Genomic DNA, 14,721 nt, shown 5'->3' on the forward strand with positions numbered 1-14,721 from the left:
TTTCTGAAAAAGGGGTATCAGTATATTGTGATGGATCTGGGTAATCTGCAGTAAAAAGGGAATGTGAAAACTTCCTGAATACTTAATCAGGTCTATGAATCCTATTCTGTATTTCAACCATTTTCTCCTGCAATGAACAGTTGGTAAACCTGTTAAATGGAAACTCCATATGTCTTAATGCCCTGAAAAACCGCTTATAAAAAAACCTGTGAAAGTTTGAACGGTAAAGCTTGCAAAGCACATCAGCTTTGCCTATAATTTGAAACATTGTGTCAGGAAAGTGTTGCATGTCATGCACTGCCAAAAAGTCTGCAGACAGCTGCGCGGCTTTTTTTATTGGCCTTCAAAGGCAATGATCTTATTAAAGGAACGAGGAATTTGTATGGATAAAGTTTATAGCGCGCTAATTATTTTTCTGGGATCCGTTTTACTCGGATTCGCATTCAATATGTTTTTATTGCCCCATGAAATCCTGTCAGGCGGAATTACAGGGGTAGCGATGATTTTCAGTTTAATGACGCCTGTCAACGCGGGGATCTGGCTGATCATTTTGAACGTCCCGATCCTGATTCTTGGATGGATGAAGCTGGGCAAATTGTTTATCGCAAACAGCATCTACTCTGTTGCTGTCACTTCAATCTCGATGCTGTACATTCCCGTTATGAAAGTGACCGAAGACGCTTTGCTGTCGTCCGTATTCGGCGGAGTGCTGGTTGGCATTGGCGTCGGTTTCATCATCCGCTTTTATGGATCGACAGGCGGCTTTGATGTTGTCGGATTACTGTTGACGATGAAACGTGATATACCGCTTGGATTTATGGTCTTTTCACTAAATAGTATGGTCGTCTTCATATCGGGGTTCATCTTTTCATGGGAACTCGCGATGTATACGATGGCATCGATTTATATCACAGGCCTTGTGGTTGACCGGATCCATACACGCCATATCAAGCTCAGCCTCATGGTCGTTACCGGCAAAGGTGATGAAGTTAAGAACAAATTGCTTGAAAGCCTATACCGGGGCATTACCGTAACGGATGGCGAAGGCGCTTATTCAGGCAATAAAGTCAAGGTTCTCTACACTGTGATTTCCCGTTATGAATTGGCATTTGTACGTCCGTTGATCAAATCGATCGATCCCAATGCCTTTGTCAGCATCAATGAAACGATGGAAGTAATGGGGAATTTCCGGAAAGATGATAATTTCAAAAAGACACCCGGCTTAGCCGGAGAAAGCCGCTCAGCTTAATTGCAGCGGTTTTTTCTTTTATTATCCTGAAAATAGAAACTTTCCATGAATTGATGCGTAAATAATGCATTGAGTAATAGCAGAAGGAGGATTTTAATAGTGGAAAAATCTAATACGACGCTTGGTATGGGTGTCGGAATCGCACTCGGTATCGTCATTGGGCTGGCAATGGATAATTTGGCTGTCGGAATTGCGATCGGTGTTATTCTCGGCGGTGGAATAGGATTTTTCAGCGGCAAATCGAATACAAAATAATATGGGCGGCTTTTTATGGTGAGATTTTTTCTATCTGGCAGCGCAGAACAGTTTTTAAACGGGCAGGGGCAGTTTTACGGAAATCATTCAAATAGATTTCACGATGTTTCTTGCTGCTGCGCTGATACCCGTTTTCTTCAAGAAAGCGGCTTATCTTTTCAAAAGACACGGGTTCTTCATCATAAGGGCCGACATGCAGGATCTGCACTGACATTCCTTGCTCAATTTCTTCGAACATCACTTCATTCAATAACTCACTGGGCTTTTTGCGGCCGGCGATTTCAAATGCCTTGAGTATTGTGCCGTTGTCGGCAAAATCGGGCTGGCGGATCATCAATTTATACAGGAACTCATTTTTATCAAGCGTATCCATCCTCTGCCCTCTATCAGTTAAACTCCAAACTGCTTCAAGCGGATAAACTGTATAGTCAAAATAACCAGGAGGGATGAAACCGTTCTTAGGCATCATGCGAATGGCATAGGTCAATGAATAAAGCGTTTCCACCCGTTTCTCAAAATCCTCGCCATTCGGATCACCTTTTCCTTGAATGATGAAAAAACGCTGCTTCGGAATTTGAACCAGGACCGGGGAAGTTTGCGGCAGATACAATTCCTTCTCAGCTTTTCGCCATTCGTGTTTCATAAAATCCTCCTGTCTTCTTCTGGAATCGTAGCGGAAAGTATTACGGTTCATTCAATAAAATCCAAATCAGTGATCCAGGTTGATAAATGTGTTTTGACTTCTTCGTTCAAATCCGGATGGACATTTTTCAGCAAGTCGATTTCAAACCAGCTATAGTCTTTGTTTTTAACAAAAGTATTGGTGAAGGAAGGGTGCTTCAATGTGATTTCAGAAGAATCAGGTCCGCTTTTCTTTTCCACTTCAATTGAAAAAATAGTGCCAATTTGCCTCGCTATCTCATTTTGCCCTGACAGGAAATTGCCAAGCGAATAAATGACGAAAACCTGCCGACCGTCAGATGTTTCGATCCAAGCAGGCGGCTGCAGCACATGCGGGTGGTGGCCAAGGATGATATCTGCCCCGTTTTCAGCAGCGAATTGGGCGATGTCCGTCTGGTAAGTGTTAGGGAATGGCTGATATTCATCACCGAAATGTAAATTCAGCACAACAACTTCCGAATGTTCTTTTGCATGCTGAAGATCTGATTTGATCAATTCCTTATCAATCCTGTTCACCAGATAATCTTTGCCGGCAGGAGTAGCTATTCCGTTCGTACCATAGGTGTACGACAGAAAAGAGAATGTAATATCATTCACAGTCATGACTGCTGTTTCATCACGTTCTTCCTTTGAAAGGTAAGAACCTGTCCGGATCATGCCGATTGAATCCCAATAACTGGCGGCGTTTTCAATGGCGGAAATTCCACGGTCGAGAGTGTGGTTATTCGCCATAGCGACAACGTCAACACCGGCGTCCTTCAGAGCGTCACCAACTTCATAAGGACTGTTGAACGAAGGATAGCTGGATAAACCAATTTCAGCTCCGCCTATGATGCTTTCCGAGTTGGCAATGGTGATATCGGGATTTTCCAGAAACGGTTTAACTTTCTCGAACATCGGGATAAAATCATATCCGTCCTCGGTTTTGGCTGAATCATATACTGTGCCGTGAATCAAAATATCACCCACTGCTGATAACGATACGGTCCGTGTCCGGGAAAAGCCAGGGATGGCTGGTGTCGTATTTCTTGTTTCAAAAACTGTGTCCACTGAAACAGGAGCTGCGGGAATCTTGACAGCTAAGCACCCGGCAAGCAGCAACACACTCATCAGCGCAGAAACATAGATAAAAAAGCGAATGGGCTTCATCAGTATCACTCTCCAAATTATTGGATATGGTCAGTTAGGCGCATAATTCCCTTGAAGGCATGATTAGCTGCTCACGATAAAATAAAATATTATTAAAAAAAGAATATTCAAATAGATGTTTATTAATATCCTACAACATAAGTGATGCATTTACTAGTTCTTTTTATTCAAAATATCTATTTAAAAATGTAATATATAGCCAATAATACTTATATTAGAGAAAGAGAATATTAATTTCTTTTGGCTGGTTCAGTTAAAGAGGGATTTTGGCTTGAATCTGTTCCTATATGGAATCGCTGTATGTATTAGAATCTTAAAAAAGAAAGAATTTAGGAGAAACAGTTCCATTTTTTTGAAAATATAGTATACTGGAAATAATTATAGAAAATGTATATTTGATGGATGAAAGCAGGCGGAGAGGTGAGTGGATTGGTGGAATTAATACTGGAGATGGCAGTTGAAGTATCGTCTTATTTTTTTACACCGAAAAAGCGCTTGGAAAAGAACATCCGTCTTTTAAAGAGCGATCAGTGGTTCGCTGAATTGGAAGACGATTTCCGTTATAATCACCTTATCTGGAATAATCGAAAAGTGACCCGTTATTTGGGTTTGTCCAATAATGTAGAAAAACTCATCAAAGATGATAATGAAAAAGCGAAGTTCAAAAAGCTGCTCACTTATGAACATGTGAAATTTATTACTTCGCCATAGATTTCAGTTCCCATTGCTGTTTAATAAGAAGTTAAAATGCCGAAACCTCATGGAGGTTTCGGCATTTTTATTTTTCTTCTATATAGAAGTGGAATCTTTTGTTTATTCTTCGAAAAGGTTCATGCTCAGGTAACGCTCCCCGGTATCCGGCGCGATGCACAAAACTTTCTTTCCTGTACCGAGCCGCTTCGCAATCTCGATTGCCGCATAAATGGTGGCGCCAGCGGAAGGACCGACGAAAATACCTTCTTCACGTGCAACCCGCCGGAATATATTGATGGCATCTTCATCTTCGATGGCAAAAATTTCATTGTAAATCTTGGTGTTCAGGATTTCAGGAATAAAGCCGGGGCTAGTTCCAACCAATTTATGTTTGCCAGGTTTGCCGCCTGATAAAACAGGGGAGCCTTTCGGTTCAACAACGGCTATATAAAGATCCGGAAGCTTTTCTTTCAATGCTTCTCCGGTACCTGTAATGGTGCCGCCAGTTCCTGCGGAAGCGACGAAGGCATCCAGCTTGCCGTCCATTTGCTCCAAAATTTCCAGAGCGGTGGTTGTTCGGTGTATATCCGGATTGGATTTGTTTTCAAATTGCTGTGGGATGAAGCTATTGGGAATCTCTGCTTGTAATTCGACAGCCTTTTTTATGGCACCTGGCATTTTTTCATGATCCGGTGTAAGGACGACTTCAGCACCGAAAGCTTTCAATAAGTTAATGCGTTCTTTTGTGGCGTTGTCTGGAAGGACCAGAATGGCCCGATAGCCTTTGGCAGCTGCCACCATAGCAAGACCGATTCCGGTATTGCCGCTGGTCGGCTCGATGATCGTAGCGCCCTCTCCGATAATACCTTGTTCTTCTGCATTTTTGATCATATTAAAGGCTGCGCGGTCTTTGACGCTTTTGGAAGGATTGAACATCTCCAATTTGACGTAAACGTCAGCGGCACCGGCTGGCACTATTCTATTCAATTTTACGACAGGTGTATCCCCGATCAAATCAGTTATATTATCTACTGGTTTCATAACTTCAAACAACCTTTCCTCAGTTATTAATTGTATGGAATCCTCTAATTGTAGTATACCTCTACTAAACCCGACAAATCCTATGGTTTATAAATCAGATTAATTCGGGGCAGAAGCGTTAATTTAGAAATTAGACCTATGAAAAAATAAAAAGTTGTGACTTTTGATTAATTAATATACCTTTATTTGTTAATTAATAGTATACTAGATTCAATAAATGAATCGGAGGCGCTTAATATGATCAATACTCCTGAATTGGTGGATTCCTTGGTTCTGGACATGGATGCACATGAGTTGGCGCAATTAATCAAAGAAAAGAAAATTTCTTCCCGTAAAGCCCTGGAAATCTATATAGAGCATTTAAAGAAGAATAACTCTTCGGTAAATTGCCTGGTTGAAGATCGCTTTGAAGATGCTTTGCTGGAAGCTGATAACGTCGACCGCCAGATTGCAAAAGGTCAAATTCAAGGAGCCTTACTAGGTGTCCCGATCAGCATGAAAGAAGCATTCGATGTCAGTGGCATGAAAACTACAGGCGGATTGCTGCGGAGAAAAGGGAAGAAGATGGCTAAAGACGCTGAAGTGGTAGGAAAACTTCGGGCGGAGGGTGCCATCATTTTAGGCAAGAGCAACACCCCGGAACTGTGTTTTTGCCAGGAAACCGACAATAAACTATATGGCAGAACAAATAATCCCCGGGATTTGAAAAGGACGGCTGGAGGTTCGAGCGGCGGAGAAGCGGCACTTATCGCAATGGGCGGCGCAGCTGCAGGGCTTGGCTCAGATATTGGAGGTTCCATCCGGTTTCCGAGCCATTTCAATGGCGTAATCGGTTTTAAATCAGGGAAGGGCCAAGTCTCGCAAGACGGAAGCTATCCTGAGGTGAAGCAGGAACTGCAGGAAAGGATGCTTGGCATCGGCCCGATTGCAAAAAGTGTAAGAGACGCAAGGCTGATATATAATATCGTAGCCAGAAACCCCGCAGTCTATAGAAACATCGACAGCTTCACCATCAATGTGCTTCCGGATTCGAATTATCCATTGGGTGAGGCTACCCGTAAAATGCTTGATGCTATTTTCCAACAACTTTCTCCGGAATTTGAAGTGGAAAGGGAAATGCCTCCGTATTTTGGTGATTCAGCAACGGTGTGGCAGGAAATCATGTCAATTGATGGAGCTGGGGATGCAAGGAAAGAAGCTTATGGGGGAAGCTCGGGGAGTTTATATAATTCTTACATTAAAGAACGCATGACAGGTAATTCGGAAGTTCACCGGTACCTGTCGTGGGCTTTAATCGGCGCTTCATTATTCAAACCATCCGACAAGCGGCTGGAAAAAATTCGAGAGTTTTTACAGCATGGCGATCATATTCTGGAGCATTACCTGAAAGAACGAATTCTAATTATGCCGGTTTATCATAAAACAGCGCCTAGGCATGGTGTTGTTTACCGCGAAATATTCTCGATACGGAAAACTTTCCGCCAATACATGCCATATGTCGCTTACGCGAATACATGGGGCTTGCCTTCTTTAACGATACCGCTTGGTTCCGACGATAAAGGATTACCGATCGGCATCCAGTTGATCAGCCGCAACGGCAATGAGGAGGCGCTGTTCCAATTGGGGGAATGGCTGGAACAACGATTTGAAACGTATAAACGTGCTATCTTATAGAAGAAACTTAAAACCTGCATCCTTTCAAAAAGGTGCAGGTTTTTGCGCTTTAGTCATTGCTTCCCACGGACGAGGGCTCTGACGGCTTTATAAAGGAGTATGCTGAAGCCCGCAAGCAAGCCATACCCGATCAAAATGATCAACATCGGCACATACGCGGGTGCCTGGCCGGAATCAGTCGACATGCCGGCTAAAAATAACGGCATGATTGGCAGCATAACAACACCCGGACCCGTTGAAACCAATAGAAGAATGGATGGTATTAGAATGAACCATGGCCAGATGGGTTTATTATCTCCAGGCGCTTTCACAGCGGGGGCAGTGTCATTCACTTTTCCAAAAGTTTCTTCATGCAGATCCATAGACTGATTGCGCTGATTTTTGATGGACTTATAAGCGCTTTTGATTATCCAAAAAATCAGTATGGATATACTCACGGGTATGGCTGTAAAAAGCATGGATAAAAAGCTGACTTCATCTGGTTTCCAAAAAGGCATTGTTGCCAGAAGCAAAGCAAAAGGGGCTACAGATATGAATAGGATGATTCCCCCAATCAAAATAACCCAGGAGAGGATTATTCCGCTTGAACCGTTTGATGTTTTCATATGAATGGTTCCTTTCAATATATTCAAAATTCAATCTCTATTATATTTCACGGGAATACAAAAAAGAATCACCCCCAGAAAATTATTCTGAAGGTGATCCGAGAGTGATGGATGAAGAAATTAAGTGCTTAAAAACTGAACAAAAGTATAAACTGCGACAGCCAGTAATATGACCGCACCAATGAGATAAATTATTAAAGCGTTTTTCAAGTTTAGCCTCCTGTGTCTTGCAGCATTAACGTTAATGATAAAGTATGTAATTTGTGTCTTAGGGTATATAAGAGAACTACTACACTGTAACAAAGTTACCATTATATTTCGAATAACTCACATTATTACAAGAAAGATGTTTTTTCTATTGAATAACTGCTAACAATCGAATTTAGGTTAATTTACCTATAAAGAAGTCCTGTTGTTCAAAACCAGCCAGAATTCGACAATTTTTTTCCCAATTACGCATCCTCGTTTCTTCTGCTAACGTTAGGTGTGTGGCAAGGAGATTGCGGGACGCCGCATCACCGGGATTTGCCATAAAAAACATTTAGGGATAAGGAGATTGATGTATGAAGAAATCAGGAAAGATTTTCACAACAGCCATGTTGGCGGTCACTTTGATGATGCCGGCTATGGGCGTAAGCGCCAATGAAGGAAACGCGGCAGACAATGGGAATGGCAATGAAAAATTCCGGGTACTGGTTGATTCAGGCAATCAGAAAAACCTGAATAACATTAAAGAGCAATATGGGGTCCATTGGGATTTCGCGGCTGAAGGTTTTACGACCGAGATGAATGAAAAGCAATTCAATGCATTGCAAAAAAACAAGAACATTACAATAGAAAAGGTTCCAGAACTTGAAATTGCCACTGCTACGGATCAGCCGGAAGCAAAGTATTCTGCAATGGCAGCTTCACAATCGACTCCATGGGGCATCAAAGCAATTTATAATAATAGCAGCATTACTAAAACAAGCGGAGGCGCAGGAATCAATATTGCCGTGCTTGATACTGGAGTCAATACAAACCACCCGGACCTTCGTAATAATGTGGAGCAATGTAAAGATTTCACAGTAGGTACATCATATACGAATAACAGCTGTACAGATCGTCAGGGGCATGGCACACATGTTGCCGGATCGGCACTGGCTGACGGCGGTACGGGAAGCGGCGTTTACGGTGTAGCACCGGATGCTGACCTTTGGGCGTACAAAGTATTAGGTGATGACGGATCAGGATACGCTGATGACATCGCAGCAGCAATCCGCCATGCGGGAGACCAGGCTTCGGCTCTTGGAACTAAAGTTGTCATCAATATGTCGCTGGGTTCTTCGGGAGAAAGCAGCTTGATCACGAACGCGGTAAACTATGCATACAATAAAGGTGTACTTGTGATTGCAGCAGCAGGAAACTCAGGTCCTTACCAGGGATCGATCGGATATCCTGGTGCACTTGTCAACGCAGTGGCTGTAGCGGCTCTGGAGAATACGGTTCAAAACGGAACTTACCGTGTTGCAGACTTCTCTTCACGCGGATATAGCTGGACTGACGGAGACTATTCAATCCAAAAAGGCGATGTGGAAATCTCAGCTCCAGGAGCGGCGATCTATTCCACTTGGTATGATGGCGGATACGCTACAATCAGCGGTACGTCTATGGCTTCACCACATGCTGCAGGTTTAGCGGCTAAAATCTGGGCGCAGTATCCTTCGGCATCAAATGTTGATGTAAGAGGAGAATTGCAGTACCGCGCATACGAAAACGATATCCTATCCGGTTATGGTGCCGGTTATGGCGATGATTATGCGTCAGGTTTCGGTTTTGCCACTGTGCAATAATCGGTATTCCAACAGCAAGGGCAGTTCCGGCTATAAGCCGGGGCTGTTTTTTATGGTATTATTTAATTAATCTGAAAGAAGGGTGAGGCTATGAATATTGGTTCTGTGATAAAGTATTACCGCTCCAAAAACAATATGACACAATCCCAATTGGCTGATGGCATCTGCTCTATTTCCCATCTCAGTAAAATTGAATCGAATACCTATACGCCGCATGAATCGACGATTGAAGCACTGCTCCTGAAGATGGGGGTTCAATGGAAAAAAGAAATAGCCAAAAGAAGCCGGCTGGAACGCCAGTTGAATGATTTCGTCACATGCTCTTTGCACTACGATTTGGACGAAATGAAACTTCAATACGAAAAATTGCAATTGGACAATGATTATATCCAGTCGACGGATCTGGTCAATCAATATGAACTGTATAAGTTCCGTTATTATCTATACATAAAAGATCAAACTCGTGCGGATCGGCAAAAAGCTATGCTGGAACGGATGAAGAATTCCTTCACTGAGGCTGAAACCTGGATGCACCAACTTTTTCTGTCACTGTACTATACTATGGCCAATAAAAAAGAGCTTGCGATGGAATATGTCAATTCGCTGGATGGCGGAATCCAAAGTATTCCACAGAAATTCGAAGGGGAGTTCTATTACCAGAAGGCACGTTTGCTGATCATGCATGAACAATACGAATTGTCGGCCCATTTTGCTGAACTCTCGGTACAGTATTTCAAGTTGAATTATAATTACATCCGTCTGCTCCACGCCCAGCTGCTGTTGGCGATCAATTATATGCGGCGCAACCTGCTGGTACAGGCGGCTGGTATTTTTGAAGTGCTGAAACGCAATACCAGACTGACAGACCAGCAGGAACTCTATCATCAAACTTTGTATAATTTTGCTGAATTGCTGAAAACCCGTCACGATCATAATCAGGCGTTTGATTTGCTGACCGAATTACATGATATCCTGCCAAAAGATACATATTTTTATAAAGCGGTGCTTGTAAGCCTTATTGAAACAGCGGTGGAAGTAGGCGCAGATGCATGGAATTATGTGCGTGAACTGCGAGAGCTGGCTGCTGGTCCGGAGGATGAATACTTTTTGTTATACTTAAACTATTTCGAGAAACGAAATTTTTCCCAACCAGACCTTTTGGCTTATTCAGAGGAAAAAATGTTCCCATTTTTCAGAAAACATGGTTACATAAGAGAAAGTAAAAAAATCGCATTAGAACTGGCTGAGCACTTTAAAAGTGCTAAGCAATGGGAAAAGGCGATGTACTATCAATCCTATTACGATAGAAATGGAGGTTGAATTTATATGAAGAAAGGGAAATTGATTTTATTGACTGGATTGGCTGTGGCCATGATGGCCATGGGAGCATGGGCTCCAACAGCTTCACAGGTGGATCATTCAGATGCAGTCGTCGCTTCCGGCGGCGTGCAGGAAAGCACAATCCCGACTATTTTACCTCCCCTGTAAAATAGCGGATTGTTCCAAAGCTCCCGGCCTAGGCCCCGGGAGCTTTTTTGTATGGGGGAAATATGCAGGAACGTTTAATATACAGCTGTTTATACTAAGTGAATTGGGCAATAATGTAGTAACAAGGCGCAAAAGGAGGAGTTGCAGGTGAAAGTCAGGATTGAATGGAAATATCGGTCTGCCAAAGGTGTGGAAACCAGTTTTACATCAGAAGAGATGACAGCAGCTCAAGGCGTCTTTATTGCTGAAGATATTGAACGGACTAAACGAGTCAAAGAACTGGTATTCATCGATATGTACGATGACAGTATTTGGACGATGAAGGAAATGAAATCCTATTTAAAAAGCATTGAAACTGAACCACACGACATTACAGTCTATTTTGACGGCGGTTTTAATGTCGGAACCAAAGATTCGGGTTTGGGCTGCGTAATTTACTATAAGCAAAGCGGTAAATCCTACAGATTGAGGCAGAATGCGCAGATTGAGGGGCTGGTATCCAATAATGAAGCCGAATATGCAGCTCTTCATCTTTGTGTGCAGGAGCTGGAGTTTCTGGAAGTCAGAAATATGCCTGTCCGATTCAGCGGAGACTCTAAAATCGTTATTAATGGAATGAGCGGTGAGTGGCCGGTCATCGAATCAGAATTAGTGAGCTGGGCTGACCGGATTGAAATGAAACTTAAAACAATGGGCATCCAGGCGGAATTCGAGTTGATTCCGCGAAAAGAAAATTTTGAAGCGGACAGGCTCGCCACACAGGCATTGAAAGGCATTGAAATAACAGGGACCAGTATTATTTGACCATTCAAGTTGAGCTTAATAATTTACATCGTGCACGATGTAAATTATAGTGGTTCATGAAAGAACATTTTGAATGGAGGAATAGAGAGATGAAAGCTTTATATGAAACCACAATCATCAACACAGGCGGACGACATGGAGAAGTGTATTCAGAAGATAATATTTTCAATATGGATGTAGCAAAACCAGCAGCACTTGGCGGAGCACCAACAACTGCAACCAATCCGGAACAATTATTTGCGGCAGGCTACAGTTCTTGCTTTAACAGTGCATTGGAACTGGTGCTTGAACGTGATAAAGTGAAAGTCGACAAAAGCGAAGTAAAAGCGACAATCTCCCTGCTTGGCGACAAAGAAAACGGCGGTGTTAAATTGGCTGCAAAACTGGAAGTCACCATCGAAGGAATCGATGAAGGGAAAAAGCATGAATATGTGGAGAAAGCACACCAATACTGCCCATATTCCAAAGCGATCAAAGACTCGGTGGATGTTGAAATCATCGTACACTGATGACAGTGGAACCGCTCTGAATTAGGGCGGGCTGGAGTCGCTATAAAACTAATGGACGTGATGTAATGGAGCTTGGTCTAAAGCTGGAACAGCAATTATGTTTTGAAGTATATAAAGCATCGAGCAATTTTACGAAAATGTATGCAAGAGTGCTGGAGCCATTTAATCTGACGTTTCCGCAATACCTGGTGCTTTTGGTGTTATGGGAAGAGAATCATATGGTGATGAAAGATATAGGGGCGCGATTAGGTCACGGGACCGGCACCTTGAATCCGATAATCAACCGCATGATCGAGCAGGGCCGGCTGACGAAAAGGCAGTCGCCTGACGATAAACGGGCTTGGATCATTTCTTTGACGGATAAAGCTGAAAAAGAACATGCACCCATCAGCCAGGCAATCTACGATAAACTGGTCAGCTGTAATTTCCTCGATGTGAATGCATTGACGCTTATGAAGAATTTAAAGCAATTAAATGCGTTCTTCGACGAGATGGAACTTTAACAAGTCAGTAAACGAAGGAGAGTAACTGGAATGAGCATTTATGATTTTACAGCAGTGAAGCCTGATGGAAGTATCTATCCTTTGCGTGAGTATGAAGGTAAAGCGATGCTGATCGTCAATACCGCTACAAAGTGCGGTTTGAGGGATCAATTCGATGGTCTCGAAAAATTGTATCAGAAATATGAAAAAGATGGACTCGTCGTTCTTGGTTTCCCATCCGATCAATTCGCTCAGGAGCTGGATAACGCAGAAGAAGCTGAGCAATCCTGCCGTATGACGTATGGCGTAACTTTTCCGATGCATGATTTGGTTAAAGTGAACGGCAAGAATGCCGATCCACTTTTCAAGTATCTGACTGAAAATAGCAAAGGCCTGTTTGGCAGCAGCATCAAATGGAATTTCACAAAATTCCTGATTGATAAAGAAGGGAACCTGGTTGCCAGGTTTTCACCAAAAGATAAACCGGAAACTTTCGATCAGGAGATTCAGAAATACTTAGAGGTATAGTTATGTAAAACCGAAGCAGATTCTGTTTCGGTTTTTTCTATGCATTAATGAAAACCAATTTGAAAATCTCTATACATAACCAGTCATAGCAAGGGTTACAAATTTTTCCTTGCTTTTCCATCCGCAAAGAATTACTATGAAGTTAAATTATTATTAAAATATTCTGATATTTAGGAGTTTATTGTTGCAATATTTAATTAACTAGGTTATAAATAAGTTGTATATTAATTATACAAAAACTAAACAGGAGAAGGAGTGGTTAGTTTGAAGAAGATTTTCGTTTCGATGTCAGTCGCATTTGTCTTGGTATTCTCGTTGCTCGCAGCAGGGGTTATGGCAGATAATCACACAGCAAAACTGAGAGTAGTCCATGCTTCACCTGATGCACCAGCAGTCGATGTATACGTAAATGGCGACTTGACTTTGGAAGAAGTGCCGTTTAAAGCGGATTCAGGTTATCTGGATGTACCCGCCGGCACCCATAACGTAGAAGTCTTTGCAGCTGGAACTGAATATGCTGAAGGCGAAGCGGTTCTGCAAGCTGATCTTACTGTTGAGGCTGGCAAAGCTTATACAGTCGCAGCAGCAAACACACTTGATTCACTTGAATTCGTAGTAGCCGAAGATTCAATGGAAGTTACTGAAGGAAAAGCGAAAATCCGGGTTGGCCACTTGTCTCCTGATGCACCGGCTGTTGATGTCGGCATTATTGGCGGAGACGCATTGTTCAGTGGAGCTGAATTCCCGGCAATTACAGATTATGCAGAAGTTGACGCTGGAACTTATGATTTAGAAATCAGACTGCCTGACGGTACGCAAGTGTTGCCTTTGGAAGGTACTGAATTGGCAGCAGGTACAGTCTATAGTGTATTTGCGGTAAATACAGTCGATTCGCTTGAAGTGCTTGCTTTAGTCGATTATGAAATGGCTGCTTCTCCTGATGGCATGCCGACTACAGGGCTTGGCACTCCAGAACAAAGCCAGACTAACTGGATGTTGATGATTGCGGCAATGGCTGCAGTTTTAGCTGGAGGCGGAGTTGTTTTGAGAAAACGGTTTCAAAACTGATATTCCGTTCCTCTTGATCGGAGCGGTGTTATTGCTCTCTGGTTGTCAGGAAACAGCAGATGAAGTCAGTGTCCGTTCGAAAGATGTGGGCTTTGCTTCAGAGCGAAAATATACTGCATCTGATACGGCAGTAAAGACAGCTATTGAAAATCCCATTAATGCCTTGAAACGGGAGGGGATTGAGCCTGAAAAAATTTCAATTCCTGCAATAGGTGTAGAAGCGAAGACACTGCATCTTGGAACAAAAGAAAACGGGGAAATGGATGTTCCGGATACAATTGAAGATGTCAGCTGGTTTGAACCGGGATATAAACCTGGTGAAAATGGCCGCGCGGTAATTGCCGGACATGTAGACGGCATTGACGGACCAGCCATCTTCTGGGATTTGGCGGAGCTGGAAGCCGGTGATGAAATAATCGTAGAGGGGGAAGACGGGCAATTGGTCTTTCGAGTCTACGCTATGGAATCAGTGGAGTTGGAGCTTGCTGATGTCCAATCGGTTTTCGGTTACCGATCTTCCCCGGAATTGGTTCTGATTACCTGTTCCGGAGATTATGATCACAATCGGGGAACCCGGGAAGAACGTTTGATTGTTTACACAGAATTAGTAGAGGAATAGAAACTTCAGCGTTTTCCGCAAACGGAAAGCGCTTTTTTCTTTTG

Annotated in this window: 17 protein-coding genes; 13 read left to right on the forward strand and 4 right to left on the reverse strand. The window is 42.8% G+C overall.

All coding sequences use genetic code 11. The features are described from left to right. The first annotated feature begins 382 nt into the window (after positions 1 to 382). Complete coding sequence (locus D2910_RS09635; RefSeq protein WP_084242671.1) at positions 383 to 1,249, forward strand: YitT family protein; 867 nt, start codon at positions 383 to 385, stop codon at positions 1,247 to 1,249. A gap of 99 nt (positions 1,250 to 1,348) precedes the next feature. Beyond that, positions 1,349 to 1,504 (forward strand): glycine zipper domain-containing protein, encoded by a 156-nt coding sequence (locus D2910_RS16900; protein WP_158241213.1) that lies wholly within the window; start codon positions 1,349 to 1,351, stop codon positions 1,502 to 1,504. A gap of 13 nt (positions 1,505 to 1,517) precedes the next feature. Here the strand turns inward: D2910_RS16900 and D2910_RS09640 are convergent, their stop codons facing one another. Further along, entirely contained in the window at positions 1,518 to 2,147 is a 630-nt protein-coding gene (locus tag D2910_RS09640) for a GyrI-like domain-containing protein (RefSeq protein ID WP_117313354.1), read from the reverse strand. A gap of 47 nt (positions 2,148 to 2,194) precedes the next feature. Then, positions 2,195 to 3,334, reverse strand: a complete 1,140-nt coding sequence (locus D2910_RS09645) for a CapA family protein (RefSeq protein ID WP_117313355.1) — start codon at positions 3,332 to 3,334, stop codon at positions 2,195 to 2,197. A 429-nt stretch (positions 3,335 to 3,763) separates the two neighbouring features. Here D2910_RS09645 and D2910_RS09650 point away from each other — a divergent pair, with 429 nt between their 5' ends. Beyond that, positions 3,764 to 4,045, forward strand: a complete 282-nt coding sequence (locus tag D2910_RS09650; protein WP_165850166.1) for a hypothetical protein — start codon at positions 3,764 to 3,766, stop codon at positions 4,043 to 4,045. A gap of 102 nt (positions 4,046 to 4,147) precedes the next feature. Here the strand turns inward: D2910_RS09650 and cysK are convergent, their stop codons facing one another. Further along, on the reverse strand, positions 4,148 to 5,068 hold the full coding sequence (gene cysK / locus D2910_RS09655) for a cysteine synthase A (RefSeq protein ID WP_117313357.1): 921 nt from the start codon (positions 5,066 to 5,068) through the stop codon (positions 4,148 to 4,150). A 237-nt stretch (positions 5,069 to 5,305) separates the two neighbouring features. Between cysK and D2910_RS09660 the strand changes: the two genes are divergently transcribed. Then, positions 5,306 to 6,742: an amidase gene (locus D2910_RS09660; protein ID WP_240633593.1), complete on the forward strand. Its 1,437-nt coding sequence runs from the start codon at positions 5,306 to 5,308 to the stop codon at positions 6,740 to 6,742. 53 nt (positions 6,743 to 6,795) lie between these two features. Here the strand turns inward: D2910_RS09660 and D2910_RS09665 are convergent, their stop codons facing one another. Then, positions 6,796 to 7,347: a hypothetical protein gene (locus tag D2910_RS09665; RefSeq protein ID WP_133299097.1), complete on the reverse strand. Its 552-nt coding sequence runs from the start codon at positions 7,345 to 7,347 to the stop codon at positions 6,796 to 6,798. 563 nt (positions 7,348 to 7,910) lie between these two features. Between D2910_RS09665 and D2910_RS09670 the strand changes: the two genes are divergently transcribed. The 9 genes from D2910_RS09670 to D2910_RS09705 all read left to right on the forward strand — a co-directional run bounded on the left by D2910_RS09670 (position 7,911) and on the right by D2910_RS09705 (position 14,677). Beyond that, on the forward strand, positions 7,911 to 9,179 hold the full coding sequence (locus D2910_RS09670; protein WP_084242666.1) for a S8 family peptidase: 1,269 nt from the start codon (positions 7,911 to 7,913) through the stop codon (positions 9,177 to 9,179). Positions 9,180 to 9,269: 90 nt separating this feature from the next. After that, a complete protein-coding gene (locus D2910_RS09675; RefSeq protein ID WP_117313359.1) occupies positions 9,270 to 10,499 on the forward strand; it encodes a helix-turn-helix domain-containing protein in 1,230 nt (409 codons plus the stop codon). Positions 10,500 to 10,505: 6 nt separating this feature from the next. Further along, positions 10,506 to 10,667: a hypothetical protein gene (locus D2910_RS16905; protein WP_158241146.1), complete on the forward strand. Its 162-nt coding sequence runs from the start codon at positions 10,506 to 10,508 to the stop codon at positions 10,665 to 10,667. A gap of 147 nt (positions 10,668 to 10,814) precedes the next feature. Beyond that, positions 10,815 to 11,471 carry a reverse transcriptase-like protein gene (locus D2910_RS09680; protein ID WP_117313360.1) on the forward strand — a complete coding sequence of 219 codons (657 nt, stop codon included), beginning with the start codon at positions 10,815 to 10,817 and terminating at the stop codon, positions 11,469 to 11,471. Between the two features lie 89 nt (positions 11,472 to 11,560). Further along, a complete protein-coding gene (locus D2910_RS09685) occupies positions 11,561 to 11,980 on the forward strand; it encodes an organic hydroperoxide resistance protein (RefSeq protein ID WP_117313361.1) in 420 nt (139 codons plus the stop codon). Between the two features lie 65 nt (positions 11,981 to 12,045). After that, positions 12,046 to 12,483 (forward strand): MarR family winged helix-turn-helix transcriptional regulator, encoded by a 438-nt coding sequence (locus D2910_RS09690; protein WP_084242662.1) that lies wholly within the window; start codon positions 12,046 to 12,048, stop codon positions 12,481 to 12,483. A 30-nt stretch (positions 12,484 to 12,513) separates the two neighbouring features. Then, positions 12,514 to 12,990 (forward strand): glutathione peroxidase, encoded by a 477-nt coding sequence (locus D2910_RS09695; protein WP_117313362.1) that lies wholly within the window; start codon positions 12,514 to 12,516, stop codon positions 12,988 to 12,990. Between the two features lie 264 nt (positions 12,991 to 13,254). Beyond that, on the forward strand, positions 13,255 to 14,058 hold the full coding sequence (locus tag D2910_RS09700; protein ID WP_117313363.1) for a DUF4397 domain-containing protein: 804 nt from the start codon (positions 13,255 to 13,257) through the stop codon (positions 14,056 to 14,058). A 25-nt stretch (positions 14,059 to 14,083) separates the two neighbouring features. After that, positions 14,084 to 14,677: a class F sortase gene (locus D2910_RS09705; protein ID WP_240633594.1), complete on the forward strand. Its 594-nt coding sequence runs from the start codon at positions 14,084 to 14,086 to the stop codon at positions 14,675 to 14,677. Positions 14,678 to 14,721 lie beyond the last annotated feature (44 nt).

Source organism: Planomicrobium okeanokoites (genome assembly GCF_003428875.1).
GTDB lineage: Bacteria > Bacillota > Bacilli > Bacillales_A > Planococcaceae > Planococcus > Planococcus okeanokoites.

Coding starts and splice junctions, on each gene's coding strand:
- D2910_RS09685 (WP_117313361.1), top strand. CDS start 11,561: ATGAAAGCTTTATATGAAACCACAATCATCAACACAGGCGGACGACAT.
- D2910_RS09665 (WP_133299097.1), bottom strand. CDS start 7,347: ATGAAAACATCAAACGGTTCAAGCGGAATAATCCTCTCCTGGGTTATT.
- D2910_RS09670 (WP_084242666.1), top strand. CDS start 7,911: ATGAAGAAATCAGGAAAGATTTTCACAACAGCCATGTTGGCGGTCACT.
- D2910_RS16905 (WP_158241146.1), top strand. CDS start 10,506: ATGAAGAAAGGGAAATTGATTTTATTGACTGGATTGGCTGTGGCCATG.
- D2910_RS09640 (WP_117313354.1), bottom strand. CDS start 2,147: ATGAAACACGAATGGCGAAAAGCTGAGAAGGAATTGTATCTGCCGCAA.
- D2910_RS09645 (WP_117313355.1), bottom strand. CDS start 3,334: ATGAAGCCCATTCGCTTTTTTATCTATGTTTCTGCGCTGATGAGTGTG.
- cysK (WP_117313357.1), bottom strand. CDS start 5,068: ATGAAACCAGTAGATAATATAACTGATTTGATCGGGGATACACCTGTC.
- D2910_RS09690 (WP_084242662.1), top strand. CDS start 12,046: ATGGAGCTTGGTCTAAAGCTGGAACAGCAATTATGTTTTGAAGTATAT.
- D2910_RS09635 (WP_084242671.1), top strand. CDS start 383: ATGGATAAAGTTTATAGCGCGCTAATTATTTTTCTGGGATCCGTTTTA.
- D2910_RS09660 (WP_240633593.1), top strand. CDS start 5,306: ATGATCAATACTCCTGAATTGGTGGATTCCTTGGTTCTGGACATGGAT.
- D2910_RS09675 (WP_117313359.1), top strand. CDS start 9,270: ATGAATATTGGTTCTGTGATAAAGTATTACCGCTCCAAAAACAATATG.
- D2910_RS09695 (WP_117313362.1), top strand. CDS start 12,514: ATGAGCATTTATGATTTTACAGCAGTGAAGCCTGATGGAAGTATCTAT.